Source organism: Microbacterium sp. LMX7-1.2 (assembly GCF_040675935.1).
Lineage (GTDB): Bacteria > Actinomycetota > Actinomycetes > Actinomycetales > Microbacteriaceae > Microbacterium.
Genome location: NZ_JBEGIL010000001.1, coordinates 3,110,687 through 3,129,473, shown reverse-complemented (window position 1 = coordinate 3,129,473; position 18,787 = coordinate 3,110,687). Strand labels below are relative to the sequence as shown.

At 68.9% G+C, this 18,787-nt stretch carries 20 protein-coding genes and 1 tRNA gene; 10 read left to right on the top strand and 11 right to left on the bottom strand.

Annotated elements, in window-relative coordinates:
* Positions 1-14 precede the first annotated feature (14 nt).
* The 6 genes from MRBLMX7_RS15335 (at position 15) to pstB (ending at position 7,471) form a co-directional block, all read left to right on the top strand.
* Entirely contained in the window at positions 15-2,180 is a 2,166-nt protein-coding gene (locus tag MRBLMX7_RS15335) for an RNA degradosome polyphosphate kinase (protein ID WP_050722625.1), read from the top strand.
* Positions 2,177-3,160 carry an NUDIX hydrolase gene (locus MRBLMX7_RS15330; protein WP_363369774.1) on the top strand — a complete coding sequence of 328 codons (984 nt, stop codon included), beginning with the start codon at positions 2,177-2,179 and terminating at the stop codon, positions 3,158-3,160. The genes MRBLMX7_RS15335 and MRBLMX7_RS15330 overlap by 4 nt, the downstream gene beginning before the upstream one ends.
* 196 nt (positions 3,161-3,356) lie before the next feature.
* Entirely contained in the window at positions 3,357-4,457 is a 1,101-nt protein-coding gene (gene pstS, locus MRBLMX7_RS15325) for a phosphate ABC transporter substrate-binding protein PstS (RefSeq protein ID WP_363369772.1), read from the top strand.
* Between the two features lie 135 nt (positions 4,458-4,592).
* Entirely contained in the window at positions 4,593-5,558 is a 966-nt protein-coding gene (gene pstC / locus MRBLMX7_RS15320; protein WP_363369770.1) for a phosphate ABC transporter permease subunit PstC, read from the top strand.
* A gap of 1 nt (position 5,559) precedes the next feature.
* On the top strand, positions 5,560-6,657 hold the full coding sequence (pstA, locus tag MRBLMX7_RS15315) for a phosphate ABC transporter permease PstA (RefSeq protein WP_082297544.1): 1,098 nt from the start codon (positions 5,560-5,562) through the stop codon (positions 6,655-6,657).
* A 34-nt stretch (positions 6,658-6,691) separates the two neighbouring features.
* The gene (pstB, locus tag MRBLMX7_RS15310; RefSeq protein ID WP_050722621.1) at positions 6,692-7,471 is read left to right on the top strand and encodes a phosphate ABC transporter ATP-binding protein PstB; all 780 of its coding nucleotides are present in this window, start codon (positions 6,692-6,694) and stop codon (positions 7,469-7,471) included.
* Positions 7,472-7,566: 95 nt separating this feature from the next.
* Here pstB and MRBLMX7_RS15305 read toward each other — a convergent pair whose 3' ends face one another.
* From MRBLMX7_RS15305 to sigK, 4 genes are all read right to left on the bottom strand, one after another.
* A complete protein-coding gene (locus MRBLMX7_RS15305; protein WP_363369768.1) occupies positions 7,567-8,451 on the bottom strand; it encodes an aminodeoxychorismate lyase in 885 nt (294 codons plus the stop codon).
* 173 nt (positions 8,452-8,624) lie between these two features.
* Complete coding sequence (locus tag MRBLMX7_RS15300; RefSeq protein WP_050722619.1) at positions 8,625-9,254, bottom strand: hypothetical protein; 630 nt, start codon at positions 9,252-9,254, stop codon at positions 8,625-8,627.
* 26 nt (positions 9,255-9,280) lie between these two features.
* Entirely contained in the window at positions 9,281-10,096 is an 816-nt protein-coding gene (locus MRBLMX7_RS15295) for an anti-sigma factor (RefSeq protein ID WP_363369765.1), read from the bottom strand.
* Complete coding sequence (gene sigK / locus MRBLMX7_RS15290; protein ID WP_363369763.1) at positions 10,093-10,695, bottom strand: ECF RNA polymerase sigma factor SigK; 603 nt, start codon at positions 10,693-10,695, stop codon at positions 10,093-10,095. Before sigK ends, MRBLMX7_RS15295 begins: the two co-directional genes overlap by 4 nt.
* A gap of 213 nt (positions 10,696-10,908) precedes the next feature.
* Here sigK and MRBLMX7_RS15285 point away from each other — a divergent pair, with 213 nt between their 5' ends.
* The 3 genes from MRBLMX7_RS15285 to MRBLMX7_RS15275 all read left to right on the top strand — a co-directional run bounded on the left by MRBLMX7_RS15285 (position 10,909) and on the right by MRBLMX7_RS15275 (position 13,272).
* Positions 10,909-11,568 carry a fasciclin domain-containing protein gene (locus tag MRBLMX7_RS15285; protein WP_363369761.1) on the top strand — a complete coding sequence of 220 codons (660 nt, stop codon included), beginning with the start codon at positions 10,909-10,911 and terminating at the stop codon, positions 11,566-11,568.
* A gap of 720 nt (positions 11,569-12,288) precedes the next feature.
* Positions 12,289-12,618 carry a hypothetical protein gene (locus MRBLMX7_RS15280; protein WP_363369759.1) on the top strand — a complete coding sequence of 110 codons (330 nt, stop codon included), beginning with the start codon at positions 12,289-12,291 and terminating at the stop codon, positions 12,616-12,618.
* A 105-nt stretch (positions 12,619-12,723) separates the two neighbouring features.
* Positions 12,724-13,272: a type 1 glutamine amidotransferase domain-containing protein gene (locus MRBLMX7_RS15275; protein ID WP_363369757.1), complete on the top strand. Its 549-nt coding sequence runs from the start codon at positions 12,724-12,726 to the stop codon at positions 13,270-13,272.
* A gap of 24 nt (positions 13,273-13,296) precedes the next feature.
* Here the strand turns inward: MRBLMX7_RS15275 and MRBLMX7_RS15270 are convergent, their stop codons facing one another.
* The gene (locus MRBLMX7_RS15270; RefSeq protein WP_363369755.1) at positions 13,297-13,818 is read right to left on the bottom strand and encodes a CGNR zinc finger domain-containing protein; all 522 of its coding nucleotides are present in this window, start codon (positions 13,816-13,818) and stop codon (positions 13,297-13,299) included.
* 25 nt (positions 13,819-13,843) lie between these two features.
* Between MRBLMX7_RS15270 and MRBLMX7_RS15265 the strand changes: the two genes are divergently transcribed.
* Positions 13,844-14,044: a hypothetical protein gene (locus MRBLMX7_RS15265; protein WP_050722609.1), complete on the top strand. Its 201-nt coding sequence runs from the start codon at positions 13,844-13,846 to the stop codon at positions 14,042-14,044.
* Between the two features lie 6 nt (positions 14,045-14,050).
* Here MRBLMX7_RS15265 and MRBLMX7_RS15260 read toward each other — a convergent pair whose 3' ends face one another.
* From MRBLMX7_RS15260 to tmk, 6 genes are all read right to left on the bottom strand, one after another.
* Positions 14,051-14,581 (bottom strand): DUF1697 domain-containing protein, encoded by a 531-nt coding sequence (locus tag MRBLMX7_RS15260; protein ID WP_363369752.1) that lies wholly within the window; start codon positions 14,579-14,581, stop codon positions 14,051-14,053.
* The gene (locus MRBLMX7_RS15255) at positions 14,578-15,159 is read right to left on the bottom strand and encodes an isochorismatase family protein (RefSeq protein WP_050722607.1); all 582 of its coding nucleotides are present in this window, start codon (positions 15,157-15,159) and stop codon (positions 14,578-14,580) included. The genes MRBLMX7_RS15260 and MRBLMX7_RS15255 overlap by 4 nt, the downstream gene beginning before the upstream one ends.
* A 77-nt stretch (positions 15,160-15,236) precedes the next feature.
* Positions 15,237-15,312: transfer RNA gene (locus tag MRBLMX7_RS15250), tRNA-Thr, on the bottom strand.
* 51 nt (positions 15,313-15,363) lie between these two features.
* Positions 15,364-16,923 carry an alpha/beta hydrolase gene (locus MRBLMX7_RS15245; protein ID WP_363369750.1) on the bottom strand — a complete coding sequence of 520 codons (1,560 nt, stop codon included), beginning with the start codon at positions 16,921-16,923 and terminating at the stop codon, positions 15,364-15,366.
* Entirely contained in the window at positions 16,920-18,077 is a 1,158-nt protein-coding gene (locus MRBLMX7_RS15240) for a DNA polymerase III subunit delta' (protein ID WP_363369748.1), read from the bottom strand. Before MRBLMX7_RS15240 ends, MRBLMX7_RS15245 begins: the two co-directional genes overlap by 4 nt.
* Before the next feature lie 80 nt (positions 18,078-18,157).
* A complete protein-coding gene (tmk, locus tag MRBLMX7_RS15235) occupies positions 18,158-18,787 on the bottom strand; it encodes a dTMP kinase (protein WP_363369745.1) in 630 nt (209 codons plus the stop codon).

Genomic DNA, 18,787 nt, shown 5'->3' with positions numbered 1-18,787 from the left:
CTTAGATGTACCCCATGATCGATCCCGCTCTCGCCGACGCAGGTCTCGGCGATGCCGAAGACGACGACTTCGACGCCATCGAGGCGCCGGACTCGCTCCTGCCCGACCACCGCTACATCGATCGCGAGCTCAGCTGGCTCGCGTTCAACCAGCGCGTGCTCGAGCTCGCCGAGGACCCGTCTCTTCCCGAGCTCGAGCGGGCGAACTTCCTCGCCATCTTCGCGAGCAACCTCGACGAGTTCTTCATGGTCCGCGTCGCCGGCCTCAAGCGCCGCATCGTGACGGGCCTCGCCGTGCCGACGAACATCGGCCGGTCGCCCGTCGACGCGCTCGCCGACATCTCCCGCGAGGCGCACGCGCTGCAGCTGCGGCACGCGGACGCATGGAAGTCGCTGGTGCGTCCCGCCCTCGCGGATGCCGGGATCGAGGTGACCGACTGGTCCGATCTCACGGACGACGAGCGCTCCGGGCTCACCGAGTACTTCCAGGCGCAGGTGTTCCCGGTCCTCATGCCGCTCGCGGTCGACCCCGCACACCCCTTCCCCTACATCTCCGGTCTGTCCCTGAACCTCGCGATCCGCATCCGCAACGCCCGCACCGGGCGTCAGGAGTTCGCCCGCCTCAAGGTGCCGCCCATGCTCCCCCGCTTCGTCGAGGTGCCCGGCGCCGGCGAGATCAAGCGCTTCCTGCGCCTCGAGGAGCTCATCGCCAACCACCTCGGCGACCTGTTCCCCGGCATGGAGGTGCTCGACCACCACGCGTTCCGGCTCACGCGCAACGAGGACGTCGTGATCGAGGAGGACGAGAGCGAGAACCTGATCCAGGCGCTCGAGGCCGAGCTGCGCCTGCGGCGCTTCGGTCCGCCGATCCGCCTCGAGATCACCGACGACATGGACGAGGTCACGATGGACCTGCTGGTCCGCGAGCTCGACATCACCGACCAGGAGGTCTACCGCCTCCCGGGACCGCTCGACCTGCGCGGCCTGTTCGACCTCTCGCGCATCGACCGCCCGGACCTGCGCTACCCGCCGCACCTGCCCACGACACCCGTGGCGTTCCAGCCCGGGGGCAACGAGACCCGCGCCGACATCTTCAAGGCGATCCGCAAGTCCGACGTCCTCGTGCACCACCCCTACGAGTCCTTCACGACCAGCGTCGTCGCGTTCCTCGAGCAGGCGGCCCGCGACCCGCACGTGCTCGCGATCAAGCAGACCCTGTACCGCACCTCGGGCGACAGTCCGATCGTGCAGGCGCTGATCGACGCGGCCGAAGCAGGCAAGCAGGTGCTCGCGCTGGTCGAGGTCAAGGCCCGCTTCGACGAGGCGAACAACATCGTGTGGGCGCGCAAGCTCGAGAAGGCCGGCGTGCACGTCGTGTACGGCCTCGTCGGCCTCAAGACCCACTGCAAGCTCGCCCTCGTGATCCGCGAGGAGGAGGGCGTGCTGCGCCACTACTCGCACATCGGCACGGGCAACTACAACCCGAAGACCAGTCGCATCTACGAGGACTTCGGACTGTTCACGGCCGACCCGCAGGTCGGCAAGGACCTCACGCGCCTGTTCAACGAGCTCAGCGGCTACGCGATCGAGAAGAAGTTCAAGCGCCTGCTCGTCGCCCCGCTGCACCTGCGCAAGGGCCTCATCCGGCAGATCGACCACGAGCGCCGCAACGCCGAGAACGGCAAGCCCGCGGGCATCCGCATCAAGGTCAACTCGATGGTCGACGAGGAGATCATCGACGCGCTGTACCGCGCGAGCGCGGCGGGCGTGAAGGTCGACGTGTGGGTGCGCGGCATCTGCAGCCTGCGCACGGACCTCGAGGGCATCAGCGAGAACATCACGGTGCGCAGCATCCTCGGCCGGTACCTGGAGCATTCCCGGATCTTCGCGTTCCACAACGACGGCGACCCGCAGATCTACATCGGCAGCGCCGACATGATGCACCGCAACCTCGACCGTCGAGTCGAAGCACTCGTACGGGTGACGGACCCGAATCACATGACGGAGCTGCTCGCGTTCTTCGACCTCGCCATGGACCCGGGGACGACCTCGTGGCACCTGGGCGCGGAGGGCGTGTGGACGCGCCACGCCGAGGATGCGGAGGGCAACCCCCTCGTCGACCTGCAGGATAAGACCATGGGGTTGATCCAGCGGCGGCGCCGCGCCCGGGCGGTGCGATGACGGTCCGGCAGGCACCGGCGAAGGGCGCGACCCGCGCGAAATGGACGGACAAGGCCGTCTACGCGGCGGGCGCCGTGGTGTGGCGCGTCATCGACGGCAAGCTGCGCATCCTCCTGATCCATCGCACCAAGTACCGCGACATCACGCTGCCCAAGGGCAAGGTCGACCCGGGCGAGATGCTCGCAGAGACCGCCGTGCGGGAGGTGCACGAGGAGACCGGCATCCGTGTCTCGCTCGGTGTGCCGGTGGGCGTGAGCCGCTACCATCTGCCCTCCAACAAGCAGAAGGTCGTGCACTACTGGGCCGCGGAGGCGACGGATGACGCGGTGCGGGCGTCGACCTTCGTGCCGAACCGCGAGATCGCCGCTCTCGAATGGGTGAGCGTCAAGAAGGCGCGCGCACGCCTGAGCTACCCCGTCGACCTCGAGATCCTCGACTTCTTCGCGAAACTCGTCGACGACGGCGTGCTGCGCACGTTCCCGGTCGTCGCGCTGCGGCACGCCAAGGCACTCCCCCGCTCGGAGTGGGACGGGGCGGATGCCGCCAGGCCGCTGACCGAGCGAGGACGCCGTCAGGCCGACTCCATCGTCGGACCGCTGCGCGCTTTCGGCGTGCGGAAGATCGTCACGAGCGACGCAGTGCGCTGCGTGCAGACCGTCAAGCCGCTCGCCAAGGCTCTCGACCGCAAGCCCGTGAAGACCGAGAAGATCAGTCAGGACGCGTGGGAGGACGGCACCGACGACCTGCGCTCGGTCATCGGCCGCCGCGTGCGTGCCGGCAAGCCGGCCGTGATCTGCAGCCACGGTCCCGTGCTCCCCGGCATCCTGTCGGAGATCGCTCTCGCGACGGGCACCATGCAGGGCTCCTACATCTCGAGCGCCGCCGATCTCGAGCCGGGTGCTTTCTCCGTCGTGCACCTCTCCGCTTCCCACCCCGGTTCCGGGATCATCGCCATCGAGACGCACGCACCCAAGGTCTGATCCCACCGCCGATCCGTGGCCCGATCCCGGTGCTGGTCCGGGAACGCGGCTCCTCCGACCGTCGCCGCCGACCCTAGAGAGTCGCCGCTCGTTCACCTCCCGTTCACCTGCGCGGTCGAGTCTCGTTAACCGCCGCACCTAGCGTCACTGTGTGCCCTGCACCGGGCCTCACCCATCCATGATCGAAGGATCCACAGTGAAGATCTCCCGAATCGCACGTATCGGCGCCATCGGCGCCGTCGCCGCTCTCGCTCTCGCCGGCTGCGCCGCGAACGAGCCGAGCGGCGGGTCGTCCGACGCTCCCACCGACTCCACCCTGTCCGGCAGCCTCGACGCCACCGGCGCCTCCTCGCAGGAGGCCGCGCAGCAGTCCTGGGTCGCCGCCTTCCAGACCGCCAACCCCGACGTCACCGTGAACTACACGGCGACCGGCTCGGGCACCGGCCGCGAGAACTTCATCGCCGGCTCCTCCAGCTTCATCGGCTCGGACCGCGCGTTCAACGCCGACGAGCTCGCCAAGGGCGGCTTCGGCTCCTGCGCCTCGGACGAGATCGTCGAGATCCCCGTCTACATCTCCCCCGTCGCGGTCGCGTTCAACCTCGAGGGCATCGACGAGCTGAACCTCGACGGCAAGACCATCGCGGGCATCTTCGCGGGCACCATCACCAAGTGGAACGACCCGGCCATCGCCGACCAGAACGAGGGCGTCGAGCTCCCCGACCAGGCGATCGTTCCCGTGCACCGCGCCGACGCCTCGGGCACGCAGGAGACCTTCACCAAGTACCTCAGCGCCGTCGCCCCCGACGTCTGGACCTACGAGGCCAGCGACGAGTGGCCGCTGTCGACCGGTGAGGCCGGCGACGGCACCTCGGGCGTCGTCGACGCGATCACCAACGGCTCGGGCTACATCGGCTTCGCCGACGCCTCGCGCACCGCGGACCTCGGCCAGGTCGCCGTGCAGGTCGAGGGCGAGTACGTCGCGTACTCCGCCGAGGCCGCCGCCGCTCTCGTCGAGGCCTCGCCGCTCGAAGAGGGCCGCTCGGACCACGACCTCGCGTTCGCGGTCGACCCGGCCGCCGCCCCGGCCGGCTCGTACCCGATCGCGCTCGTCTCCTACCTGATCGGCTGCGTCGAGTACGACGACGCCGAGACCGCCGGTCTCGTGAAGGCGTACTTCCAGTACGTCGCCTCGGCCGAGGGCCAGGATGCAGCCGCCGAGGCCGCGGGCAGCGCCCCGATCTCGGACAGCCTGCGCGACCAGATCAACACCGCGATCGACGCGATCGTCACCGAGTGATCGGACGCTCAGCCACTCGCTGAGCTCCGGTCCCGACGCCCCCGGGTGTCGGTCGACAGGACCTCGACCGACACCCGGGGGCACCCGCATGAGAACACCCGAAAGCCCCTCAGAGCACACCGTGGAGCAGCTCAGATGACCACCACCCAGGCGGGACCCGATACCCGTTCCCCCCAGTCGCGCACCACGCTGCGCCGCCGGGGCGACCTCGTCTTCTCCGGCACCGCGCTCGGCGCCGGCATCGTCATCCTCATCACCCTCGCCGCGGTCGCGATCTTCCTCATCGTCCAGGCGATCCCCGCGCTGTCGCCCGACACCTCGAACAACCACATCCTCGAAGGGCAGTCCTTCCTGTCCTGGGTGTGGCCCTTCGTGTTCGGCACGCTGTGGTCGAGCCTCATCGCCCTCGTCATCGCGGCGCCCATCGCGATCGGCATCGCGCTCTTCATCTCCCACTACGCGCCGCGCCGCCTGGCCGGCGTGCTCGGCTACATCATCGACCTGCTCGCCGCGGTCCCCTCCGTGGTCTTCGGTCTCTGGGGTGCCCTCACCTTCGCCCCGATGCTGGTGCCCTTCTACAAGTGGCTGAACGAGAACCTCGGCTGGATCCCGATCTTCGGCGGCACGCCCTCGGGCACCGGCAAGACAATCCTCACGGCATCCCTCGTGCTCGCGGTCATGATCCTCCCGATCATGACCGCCATCTGCCGCGAGGTGTTCCTGCAGACGCCGAAGCTGCACGAGGAGGCAGCCCTGGCGCTCGGCGCCACGCGCTGGGAGATGGTCCGCATGGCCGTGCTCCCCTTCGCCCGCAGCGGCATGGTCTCGGGCGCGATGCTCGGCCTCGGCCGTGCTCTCGGCGAGACGATGGCCGTGACCCTCGTGCTGTCGCCGCTCGGCATCATCACCTTCAACCTGATCAACCCGGAGAACCCGACGACGATCCCCGCGATCATCGCCCTCCGCTTCCCCGAGGCCCACGACGAGGGAGTCAACACCCTCATCGCCGCGGGTCTGATCCTGTTCATCGTGACCTTCGCGGTCAACTTCATCGCCCGCTGGATCGTCTCGCGTCGCGCCGAGTTCTCGGGAGCCAACTGACATGACCGCCACCATGACCCCCACCCCGGTCGCGGCGACCACGCACACGACCTCGGCCGGCCACCTGCCCACGTGGGGCCCCTGGGCTCTGCTCGGCGTCGCCTTCGCGGTATCCGCGGCGATCTTCGCTTTCATGAACGCCGGCGGCGACCCCGCCGACTTCAACATCGCCCTCACGCTCGTCGTGGGTCTGCTGTTCTACATGGCGCTGATCTTCGTGATCTCGTCCGTGGTCGAGAGCCGCCGCCATGCGGTCGACCGCCTCATGACGGCTCTCGTCTCCGGCGCCTTCGTGGTCGCGCTCCTCCCGCTCATCTCGCTCCTGTACACGGTCGTCGTGAACGGCCTGATGCGCTTCGACGGAGAGTTCTTCAGCTTCTCGATGCGCAACATCGTCGGCGAGGGCGGCGGCGCCGTGCACGCCATCTGGGGGACGCTCCTGATCACGCTCGGCGCCACGATCATCTCGGTGCCGATCGGCCTGATGACCTCGATCTACCTGGTCGAGTACGGCGAGGGGCGCAAGCTCGCGCGCGGCATCACGTTCCTCGTGGACGTCATGACCGGCATCCCCTCGATCGTCGCGGGTCTGTTCATCTACTCGGTGTTCGCGCTCCTCGTGGGGCCCGGGACGCGCATGGGCATCATGGGCTCGCTCGCCCTGTCGGTGCTCATGATCCCGGTCGTGGTGCGCGGCTCGGAGGAGCTCCTGCGCATCGTCCCGAACGAGCTGCGCGAGGCGGCCTACGCGCTCGGCGTGCCGAAGTGGTTGACGATCCTCAAGGTCGTCCTCCCGACGGCGATCGCCGGCATCACGACGTCGATCATGCTCGCGATCTCGCGCGTGATCGGCGAGACCGCGCCGCTGCTCCTGACCGTCGGCATCGTCCAGGGCATGAACACGAACATGTTCAGCGGGCAGATGGCGACATTGCCCGTGTTCTCCTACATGCAGGCCAAGTATCCCGGCATCCCGGTCGACGCCTACCTCGACCGGGCCTGGGCCGCCGCCCTCACCCTCATCGTGATCGTCATGGTGCTGAACCTCCTCGCGAGGATCATCGCCAAGGTGTTCGCCCCCAAGACTGCCGGCCGCTGAGCCGTCCCACCCGACAGAACAAGAAGGATCTCTCGTGTCCAAGAGCATCGAAGTCAACGACCTCAACGTCTACTACGGCGACTTCCTCGCCGTCGAGGGCGTCAGCATCGACATCAAGCCCAACACCGTCACCGCGTTCATCGGCCCGTCGGGATGCGGCAAGTCGACCTTCCTCCGCACCCTGAACCGCATGCACGAGGTCATCCCCGGCGCGCGTGTCGAGGGCGAGGTGCTGATCGACGGCAAGAACCTGTACGGCGCGAGCGTCGACCCGGTGCTCGTCCGCCGCCAGGTGGGCATGGTCTTCCAGCGCCCCAACCCGTTCCCCACGATGTCGATCAAGGAGAACGTGCTCGCGGGCGTCAAGCTCAACAACTCGCGCATGTCGAAGAGCGACCAGGACGCGCTCGTCGAGAAGTCACTGAGCGGGGCGAACCTCTGGAACGAGGTGAAGGACCGTCTCGACAAGCCGGGATCGGGCCTCTCGGGCGGCCAGCAGCAGCGTCTGTGCATCGCCCGTGCGATCGCCGTCTCCCCCGACGTGATCCTCATGGACGAGCCGTGCTCGGCCCTCGACCCGATCTCGACGTTCGCGATCGAGGAGCTCATCGCCGAGATCAAGACCCAGTACACGGTCGTGATCGTGACGCACAACATGCAGCAGGCGAGCCGGGTCTCCGACAAGACCGCGTTCTTCAACATTGCCGGCACCGGCAAGCCCGGCAAGCTCATCGAGTACGACGACACGTCGACGATCTTCACGACGCCGTCGATCCAGGCGACCGAGGACTACGTCTCGGGACGCTTCGGGTAAGCATCCGCCTGTCGAACGCCGTGCGACCCTCCGGTCGCACGGCGTTCGTCGTCTGCGCTCAGCAGTGCGTGTCCCCGGAGACCGGCGGCCGGCCCTCAGTCACGGGGCGACAGGAGGTACTCGTTGAGCTCGCGCGTCAGGACGTGGTCGACCGCGAGCTCGGCCCCGTCGACCGCCGTGATCGGGGCGGCCAGGCGCACGCTCGACACCAGCCAGGCGGCGTCGGCCGTCGGCAGATCGGATGCCGGGATGCGGGCATACTCCGCCGTGAATCCGCGCGCGGCGAGATGCTCGTACACGCTCAGCTGCGTCGTGCCGTGCAGGATGCCGCCGTTCGGCGCCGGGGTGACGAAGCGGTCGCCGAACCGCAGGATGAGGGATGCCGTCGGCGCCTCGAGCACGTAGCCGTCGCGGGACAGGAACACGGCGTCATCGGCGCCGCGACGGTGCGCCTCGCGCAGCGCGGCCATGTTCACGGCGTACGACAGGGTCTTGGCGCCGAGCAGCAGCCAGGGGGCGTTCTGCGCGACGTCGAGGTCGTAGCCGCGGTCGAGCGTCACGACCCGTACGCCGTGGTTGCGGACCGTCGAGAAATCGGCGGCGGGGGCCACCGTGACCCAGGCCGTCGGGGTGGGTCCGTGCTCGACGCCGCGGCTGAGGATGAGCTTGATCACGTACTCGCCGTCGCCGCAGTCCGCCGCCGCCACGTCGATGGCCTGGTGCCACTGGGCCTGGTTCGGCGTCGGCAGATCGCACAGCCGCGCGGAGTGCGCGAGGCGCTCCAGGTGCGGCACGACCTCCTGCGCATGGCGGTCGATCACGCCGATCGACTCGAAGACTCCGTCGCCGCGCTGCGTGCTGAGCTCGCCCACGCTGAGCGCGGGGGCGGCGGCGTCGACGGCGGTGAACGTGTCGGCGAAGTCGGTGCGGGTGCTGTCGGCGTCGGCAGGGTCGATCATGAGGGCGAATCGCTGGGCCATGCTCAGAGCCTACGACGCGGGGAATACCCGCCGCCGCATCGCGTTACACTGGTACAGGCCGGGCCGCATAACCCCGGGCTCCAATTTTCGCCGCTGCGAGCGGCCTTCCGCCGAGAGGCGTTCTTGCGGCCCGGTCTTCTCATACCCGGCAGCGACGGGTACGGCGCGCCCTCTCAGGCGAGCGAACCCATCCGCCAGAGCACCGCCGACGCCGAGAGATCCTGCGCGTAGCTGCTGAGCCGGAGCGCCCGGGTCGTGAGCTCGCTCGCTCGCGCGGGCTCCGTGGCCTCGTAGTCGTCGGCCGTGTGCGTCGCGCCCGAGGACTGCACGCGGCAGAACGCGGCGGCCCGATCGAGCGCGACGGCGAAGTCCCCGCGGAACGCCCCGCGCAGGATCGTGTCGATCAATGCCACGAGCTCGTCGGGGTTCGCCGGCACCGGGGCACCGGCGATCACTGCATCCGCTGACGAGAGCTCGACCCGTCCGCGCTCGTACAGCAGCGCAGCGGTCTGCGGGTCGGCGTGGATCGCGAGCTGCAGCAGGTAGAGCCTCCAGAGCGCGCCGGGGAGCGTGCGCGACGGGGCCTTCGACCAGAGCTCGGCGATCTCGTCGATGCCGTGCTCGTCGGTGAAGGCGACGAGGCGGTCCGCACTCGTACCGCTCTCGTCGGCGCGCACCCTGGCGAGGAGAGCGGATGCCGTCGCGTGCGCGATCCGCGTCTCCTCGGCGGGGTCGTGGGTGCCGACGATGTTGTCGAAGGCGCTGGAGGGACGACGCACGGGGCGGGAGAACTGCTCGGGCATCACTCCAGGGTACGCGCGTCGCGGCGTCAGGCGGTCGGGATCACGACGATGGGCTCCGAGGTGGGGGTGCCGCTCGGCGAGCCCCCCGCCTGCTCCACCGTGACGGCGATCGCGTCACCCTCGTGCATCTCGCCCTTGAGCAGCGCGGTGGCGCCGCCCTGCTCGGCGTCGAACACGCCGGCCGAGACCGGGGCGTCACCGCGCACGAACCAGAGTTCATAGGTCTCGTCGTCGGGCAGCGAGGCGATGCCGTCGGCGACGAGCACCGCGGTGCCCAGGGACGCCGACCAGTGGGCGGTCGCCGTGCCGCCGTCGGCGAGCTCGACGGTCGCCTGCTGGGCGTCGTCCGCGCCGCGGATGTCGTCGAGGGCGACGACGCTCGCCGGCCGGTTCAGGTAGTCGTTGAGCGCGGCGGTCCCGAGTCCGACGCCCACGAGCAGCGCGAGACATGCGGCGAGCGCGAACAGGATGCGCATCGGGCGCACCGGACGCTTGGCGTGCGCGGCGCGCACGTGTCGGCTCGAGCCTTCCTCGGCGAGCTGCGGCAGGTCGTCGACGGAGTGAGCCGCCGGCTCCTCCGCAGTCTGCACGGGGGCGACGTAGGACTCCCCGTTCTGCGGCGTCGTGGCGATGCGCTCGAGCAAGGAGGCACGGATCGACGCGGGCGGTGTGACGGGAGTCGCCGCGTATGCGAGAAGCGCCGCGGTCTCGGCATCTGCGTTCACGTCGTCACCCCATTCCGCGTTCGTCGCGAGCGCCGCCTGATAGCGCTGCTGGTCGTCGGGAGACAGCGCGCCGAGCGCCGCCCCTGCCGCGAGTTCCCTGAATTCGCTGTCGTTCATGCTGCTGTCACCCCCAGTGCGATGCGCAGGCGGCTGAGCCCGTCCCGCATCCGTGTCTTTATCGTCCCCAGCGGCGCTCCTACGAGCGCTGCAACCTCGTTCTGACTGTATCCGCCGTAGTACGCGAGCACGAGAGCCTCGCGCTGCGCCTCGGGAAGTCCAGCGAGAGCGTTCACGACCTTCTCGCCTTCGATCCCCAACTCCACCCGCTCCGCGACACTGTCGTGCGCGACGCCGATGTCCCGGTACCCGGCCTTCACGTCCCGGTCCGCGCTGGACTGGGATGCTCGGACCCGGTCGACCGCACGGCGGTGCGCGATCGTCATGATCCAGGTCCTTCCCTGCCCCTTGTTCGGAGCGAACTTGGAAGCGGATTGCCAGATCTCGAGGAAGACCTCCTGCAGCACCTCTTCGCTCTGCGAACGGTTCACCAGGACGCGGAGGATCAGGCCGAACACCCGGCTGGAGAGCGAGTCGTACAGATCGGCGAACGCGCGCTCGTCTCCGTCGCTGACGCGAAGGAGGAGGTCGGCGACAGCATCCCGTGCCGTACCGTCCTCGGGTACGTCCATACCGTCGATGACCATCTCTACCAGCATGCCGCATTCACCTCCCTTTCCCGCGCAACCGTCACCGGAACGTGAGGGAAAAGATCCATCTGTCTCTGACTCTTCGCAGCACATACGGAGAACGGATTGGTTCGAGGGGTCGGAAAATCGATCCGAACTTTTTCCCATCCGATCTCGGAGGGGTTCCGAACACCTGTCAACGCCGCGGAGAGGCCGCGGCACACAGTTCTGAAGGAGCTCGAGATGTTCAGCACCAAGAAGAAGATCACCGCAGCGATCACCCTCGGTCTGGCAAGCGCGTTCGTGCTCGCCGGATGTTCCATGGGCGGATCCTCTGACGAGCCGATGGAGTCCTCGGCACCCGAGACGTCGGAGTCGACGGCTCCCGAGACGATGGACCCGGCCATGGGCGACCTCGTCGGCCCCGGTTGCGCCGCATACGCTGAGGCCGTGCCGGACGGCGCCGGCTCGGTCGAGGGCATGTCCAAGGACCCGGTCGCCACCGCGGCGTCCAACAACCCGCTGCTGAAGACGCTCGTAGCAGCAGTCAGCGGCCAGCTGAACCCCGACGTCAACCTCGTCGACACTCTCAACGGCGGCGAGTTCACGGTCTTCGCGCCGGTGGACGACGCCTTCGCGAAGATCGACCCCGCGACGATCGAGGGGCTCAAGACCGACAGCGCGACCCTGACGTCGATCCTCACGTACCACGTGGTTCCCGGCCAGATCGCTCCGTCCGACATCGACGGCACGCACGCCACCGTGCAGGGTGCTGACCTCACCGTCACCGGCAGCGGCGACGACATCATGGTCAACGACTCCGCCTCGGTCATCTGCGGTGGTGTCACCACGGCCAACGCGACCGTGTACCTGATCGACTCGGTGCTGATGCCCCCGATGTGATCAACGGTGGCCGAGCGTAACGCTCGGCACATGTCTCACCACTCAGGGGGAGGACGGTGAGACGCGAGGGGTCGTCGACGATGGGAGTTTCGTCGGCGGCCCCTTCTTCGCGCCCCCGCGGGCGGGCGGTGGGGTGAAGGGCAAGGCAGGCTAGGATGGTGTGGGTCGGCCTCACGGTCGACGCACGGGCCTTTAGCTCAATTGGCAGAGCAGCGGACTTCAACGAAATAGGAGCGCCCCGGGGGAAACACCGGGGATGACACCACTCAAAGTCGGGGAACCCTTCCTGGAGACAGATGGCGATCCCGAGCCAAGCCGGACCTCGGTCCGGAAGGTGTAGAGACTGGACGGGTGGCACCTACAGCGCAAGCCAGGGTGAAGGGACAGTCCAGACCACGAACATCCGAACGGATGGCGGCGAAAGCCGAAGTGGCAGGTTAATCCGCGGGTTGTGGGTTCGATCCCCACAGGGCCCACCAGTAGGACGATACGGATGTCGGCGCTTCGCGCTACCCTCGGCGCACCGCAGTGAGGAGCGCCATGTCCGGGTCTGATGCGAACGATGATGCGCGGCGATGCGGATCGTGCGGAGTCACCAAGACGCGGGCGGATTTCAACCGCAAGGCCTCCCGATCCGACGGACTTCAGGAGGTCTGCCGCGATTGCAATCGGGAGTCCTCACGCCGGTATTACCGGCGAAACCGAGACCACCATCTTGCCGTGGTGCGCGCACGGACGACGGCTCAGCGTGCCGCTGCAACCGCCCTCGTCGCCGCACATCCTCTGACGCACCCCTGCGTCGATTGCGGGACATCCGACATCCGCGTCCTCGACTTCGACCACCGGCCCGGGGAGTCCAAGCGGGATGGCGTGATGGCGATGGTCCGCAACGGCTTCTCAGGCGAAGCTCTGCTCACCGAGATCACCAAGTGCGACGTCCGCTGTCGCAACTGCCATGCGATCGCGACGTACGAGCGAATGGGCGCGAACTGGCGGTCGCGCGTGATGGCAGAGCAGGCGAACCGTCACGTCGGCGGCGCAACCATCTAGCATCCAGGGTGCGACGGGGCCACCCCCTTTCGGGCACCCGCCTCCTGCGAGAGAGTCGAGACGTCCCCGAGAACCGGGGGCGAGACCCCCACGAAAGGACGCATCATGGCGACTCTGACCGACAGCCGAGTGGCATTCCTCGCGACCGACGGATTCGAGGACAGCGAGCTGACCAGCCCGTGGGAGGCCGTGCAGGCCGAGGGCGCGAGCGCGACGCTCATCGCCCCCGATGGACAGCAGATCACGGGCAAGAACGGCCACGTGCAGCACGTCGACCTCACCGCGGCCTCCGCGTCCGCCGACGAGTTCGACGCGCTCGTGCTGCCCGGTGGCGTCGTGAACGCCGACCATCTGCGGATGGACGAGCCATCGATCGCGCTGGCACGCACCTTCTTCGAGCAGCACAAGCCCGTGGCCGTCATCTGCCACGGCGCGTGGATCCTCATCGAGGCCGGTGTGGTCGACGGACGCACGCTCACGAGCTACCCCAGCCTGAAGACGGACCTCCGCAACGCGGGGGCCGACTGGGTCGACGAAGAGGTCGTGGTCGACAACGGCCTCGTGTCCAGCCGCACCCCGGACGACCTGCCGGCGTTCAACGCCAAGCTCGTCGAGGAGATCTCCGAGGGCAAGCACTCCGAGCAGACGGCCTGACCCTCAGCATCCGGCGGTCCGCCGTCATCCGCTCGCTCGGGCGCGATGGCGGCGGACCGCCGCTCTGTTCGCGCAGCGCACCGAGCAGAATCGCTGGCGGCCGTTGCGGGTGACGTCGACCACGACGTTCGTGCAGGGAGCCGCTGCGCAGCGCGCGAGACGGTCCATGCCTCGCGTGACGAGATGCAGGGAGGTGCCGACCGCGATGATCGCGCGCAGCACGAACGGCAGCGACTGCACGTCGTCCCGGTAGTGCAGGTGCCATCCCTCCCCGTCGTGGTCCGTGAGGCGCGGATAGGCGGCGGCCTGAGCCATCTGCGCGTTGAGCAGTCGCGCACGCGCAACGGGATCGGTCTCGTCGACGATCCGCAGCCAGTCGTCGATGACCTCTCGAACGCGGGCATGGTCGTCGGACTCGACCGGGAACGTCATCGTCATGCCCATGTCGAGGGTGCGGCGCTCGATTCCCGCGCGATCCTCCGGCCAGTCGTCGGCGAGGGATGCCGCGAGGAGAACGGCGTACTCTCCGTAAGGGTTGAGATGCATAAGGCCATTACATCACGCTGGTGACATGACCTCCCTGCACACGCTTCCGATCCCCCACCAGACCACTCGGCCGCACGAGCACGCCTGGATCGCCGAATCCCGCCACTCGACGAGCGAGGGTGTGGTCGTCTACGTCCGTTGCCATGACTGCGGCACGCGACGCGTCGATCTGCAGGCTCGGTCGACCATGCCCCCGGTGGCGCTCAGCGCGGAGCTCCCCGCCTGACCCCGGTCACGCCGTGAGGTCGAGCAGCTTTCGCGTCGTGCGCAGATTGCGCGCCGTCCCGGCGACACCGAGCGCCCGGTCGAGAACGGCCTTCGTGAGCTTGGTGCCCTGCACACCGCTCTCGCCGTAGTCGATCCAGAGGTCGTGACCGACGAGAGCGATGCGCTCCCCCGGTACGAGACGTTCGCGCAGCGCGTCGAGCGCTCCGGCCTTCGGCGCCGCCTCGAGGAACATCGCGTGCAGCATCTTCTCGGAGGTGTCCTCGAAGGGAACCCGGCTCAACGCCTTCTCGAGCGCGTCGTGGGTGCGCAGGATCACCGGGGTGTCGACGTCGAACTCCGCGGAGATCAGTGCGCGGACACGGGCACAGGCGGCAACCGGGTCCTCCGGATGCTCGCAGATGACGTTCCCGCTCGCGATGTACGTCGAGATGTCGTCGCCCAGCTCGGGGGCGAGCACCTCGCGCAGCCGCGCCATCGGCACCGTTCCGCGACCGCCCACGTTGACGGCGCGCAGGAGCAGGACGCTGCGGCTCACGCGTCGCGGCTCTCCGCGAGGACGGCCCCCGCGTGCACGAGCTCGGCGAGCGCGGCCTCGCTGGATTCCGCCCCGACCCCGGCGATCAGGTCGGTGAAGACGCGCACGTGCACGCCGTGCGCGATCGCGTCGAGCGCCGAGGCGCGCACGCAGTGGTCGGTGGCGAGTCCCACCACATCGGCGCTCAGCACGCCGGCCGCCGTGAGCAGCGCGCCGACGGTCTCGCCGGAGACGGTGGCGCCCTCGAACATCGAGTAGGCCGGCTCGCCCTGCCCCTTGTGCACATGGTGCGTGATGGCATCGGTGACGAGCAGGGTGTCGTACTCCGCACCATCGGTCCCCGCGACGCAGTGCACCGGCCACGTGTCGACGAAGTCGGGCTGTTCGGCGAAATGGCCGCCGTTGTCGCCGGTCGCGTCGTGCCAGTCCCGCGACGCGACGACGACGTCGTACCCGCCGGCGTGCGTCGCGAGGAAGGCCGACACCGCGGAGGCGACCGCATCGCCTCCGGCGACAGCGAGTGCACCGCCTTCGGTGAAGTCGTTCTGGACGTCGACGATCAGAAGCGCTCTGCTCATGCTCCGAGCGTACGCCCGTGCGACCCGGGGCGGGATACCAGAAGGCCCCGTGATGTTCTTCGCATCACGGGGCCTGGTGGAGCCGCTTGTCAGAATCGAACTGACGACCTTTTCATTACGAGTGAAATGCTCTGCCGACTGAGCTAAAGCGGCGCGATCATCGATATTACCCGTTCTGGGGCCGCACCGCGAATCGAGACCGACTCACTCGCAGCGCAGTCCGTCTTCGGGCACCGTGTCGTCGAGGAGGAACGCCTCCACGGCGCTGTCGACGCACCTGTTGCCCTTGTTGTAGCCCGTGTGCCCCTCCCCCACGCGGGTGATGAGGACGCCCTCCGAGAGCTGGTCGGCGAGGGACTCCGACCACTCGTACGGGGTCGCCGGGTCGTTGGTCGTGCCGACCACGACGATGGGGCCGGCCCCCTCGGCCGTGATCTCGCCGCGCGTGCCGGTGGGCGGGTACGGCCAGACGGAGCAGGAGTCGGGACCGGCCCAGTACGGGGCGATGGTCGGGGCGCCCTCGGCGATCTTCGCATTCGTCGCCGCCTCGGCCGCAGGGTCGTTCTCCACCGGATAGTCCATGCAGTTGTACGCACGGAAGGCCTCGGAGGAGTTGTCGAGGTAGGAGCCGTTCTCCCGCCCGTTGTAGAAGTCGGCGAGCAGGAAGGCCGTCGACGGGTCGCCCTGCAGCGCCTCGTCGAACGCCTGCGTGAGGTAGGTCCAGCTGTCGGCCGAGTACAGCGCGGCGATGATGGCGGTCATGAGCGCGTCTGCGCCCAGCATCCGTCCGTCGCCGTTCTTCAGCGGCATCGCGTCCACGCTCGCGAGCAGCGCCCCGAGGTCGGCCATCGCGTCGTCGACGGACCCCGAGAACGGACACTGGCCCGAGTCGAGGCAGTCCTGCATGTAGGCGCGGAGCGCGGATTCGAAGCCCAGCGCCTGCGTCGCGCCCACGTCGAGGCCGGACACCGCAGGGTCGATCGCCCCGTCGAGCACGAGCCGACCGGCCTTCTCCGGGTACAGGTTCGCGTACGTCGCGCCGAGGAAGGTGCCGTACGAGTAGCCGAGGTAGTTGAGCTGGGTGTCCCCCAGCACCGCACGGAGGAGATCCATGTCCCGCGCCGCGTTGATGGTCGTGATGTACGGCAGGATGCCGCCGCTGTTGGCCTCGCACGCATCCGCGAACGCCTTGTGACCCTCGAGCAGCTCGGTCTCCCACTCGGCGCTGCCGCGAGGTGCCGTCGGGATCGAGTAGAGGTAGTCGTCCATCTGGGCCGCGTCGAAGCACCTCACGGCCGTCGAGTCGCCGACACCGCGGGGGTCGAACCCGATGACGTCGAAGTTCTCGATGAGGTCGGCGCCGACAGCGAAGTCGAGGCTGTCGCGGATGAGCTCCACGCCGCTCGCGCCGGGGCCGCCGGGGTTGGTGAGCAGCGAGCCCTGCGCGGTCCCTGTCGCCTGGTGACGCACGACCGACAGCGTGATCTCGCCCGCCCCCGGGTTCTCCCAGTCGAGCGGTGCCGTCACATCGGTGCAGTCGAAGCCCGTCCCGCCGCAGTCGGTCCAGGTGAGCGTCTGATCGTAGAAGGGCAGGAGGTCTGCTGCGACGCCCTCCGTGTCCGGCGCCTTCGTGACGGAGGGCTTCGACTCCGCCCCCTCCGGGATCATCGAGTACAGGCATCCGGACAGGGCGACGGATGCCACGGCGAGGCCGGCGACCGCCCCGAGGACGCGTCGCAGGCGAGAAGTCGATCGAGTGTTCACGGTGTCCTCCCGCTCGTGACGGTCACGAGCAAGCTCTCGAGGGCGAGCAGTGGTGCGACGTTGCGCTCCAACGACTGACGGGTGTCCGCCAGGTGGTCGAGCACGACGAGGGTGCGGGTCTCGGGCCACGCGGCCGCGAGGGCGGCGAGTTCGGCGTGGAGCTCGCGGTTGATCAGCTCGGAGTCGCGGCCGAACTGCAGCATCACGACGTCGCGGAACAGCGACTGGAGGTCGGTGAGCACGCGGTCGATGCCGTCGCGCAGGCTCCGGGTCGCGCGCTTCTTCTGCTCGTCCTCCAGGGCGGAGATCTGCGAGCGGAGAGCCGGGGGCACGGCCTGCCCCTCCGCGATGCCGACGGTGCGCAGCAGCGTCGCCCGCTCCGCGGCGTCGCGTTCGGCAGTGAGAGCCTTCGCATCGTCTGTCGCAGCCTGGATGATGCGTCCGGCGACCTCGACCGCGTCGTTCACGCCCCGCACCCCGAGAACCGATCGCAGCGTGTCGTCGCGACGGCGGCGTGCGGACTCGTCTGTGGCGAGGCGCTGGGCCATGCCGATGTGCCGTTGCGCGTGTCGCGCCGCCTGCTCCGCGATCGCCTCGTCTACCCCCGTGCGCATCGTGATCAGACGCGCGACGTCTGCGACATCGGGCTCACGCAGCCGCAGCGACCGCACGCGTGAACGGATGGTGGGCAGCAGGTCCGCCTCGCTCGGCGCGCAGAGGATCCAGACGGTCTGCTCGGGCGGCTCCTCGAGAGCCTTGAGGAGAACGTTCGAGGTGCGTTCGACCATGCGGTCCGCGTCCTCGACGACGATCACGCGATAGCGACCGGCCGACGGAGCGAAGTAGGAGCGCTCGACGAGGGAGCGCGCCTCGGCGATCGTGATGATCACCTTGTCGGTGCGGAGCGCCGTGACGTCGGGATGCGTCCCGGCCAGCACCTGGCGCATGGTCGCCTCGTCGTCGGGACGATCCGCGACGAGTGCGGCGGCGAAGGCGTACGCGAGCGTCGACCTGCCCGATCCCGGCGGGCCGGTGATGAGCCACGCATGCGACAGCGCGGCAGGATCCGATGCGGCGCCCCGCAGCGTCTCGACCGCCGCATCCTGACCCCACACGTCCGCCCAGGGGAAAGGGGCGGCGAGGGTCTGCGTCATGCACTCAGCCTAATCGGGAGCACCGACGTGCGCGGCATCCTGCGAATCGGCACCGCCGGATGCTGTCGCCACGGTTGTGATCACCCGAGGGCTTCGACGATCCGCGCGCGGATCCGCTGCGCGAGGTCCTCGGGCGACAGGGTGGCGTCGACCACCAGGAACCGCTCGGGCTCGGCGGCGGCGAGCGCCAGGTAGGCCTCGCGCACCCGGGCGTGGAACTCGTTCTTCTCGGCCTCGAGACGGTCGAACGGCTTGTCCGCGGAATCGAGTCGCACCCGTGCGACCTCCGGAGCGAGGTCGAGCAGCACGGTGAGGTCGGGCAGCGCCCCCTCGGCCGCCCACAGCGACAGGTTCCGGATCTCGGTGCCGTCGAGCACCCTGCCCGCGCCCTGGTACGCCACCGACGAGTCGAGGTAGCGGTCCTGGAGCACGACCTCGCCGCGCGCGAGCGCCGGGCGGACGACCGTGGCGACGTGGTGCGCGCGATCCGCCGCGTACAGCAGCGCCTCGGCGCGGGGCGCGATGTCGCCGCGGTGGTGCAGCACGATGTCGCGGATCAGCTGTCCGACCTCCGAGCCGCCGGGCTCCCGAGTGCGGACGACGGTGCGCCCGGCCTCTTCGAGCCAGGTCGCGAGCAGGTCGGCCTGGGTGGTCTTGCCCGACCCGTCACCCCCTTCGAGCGTGATCCATATCCCGCGCTCGGCGGTCAC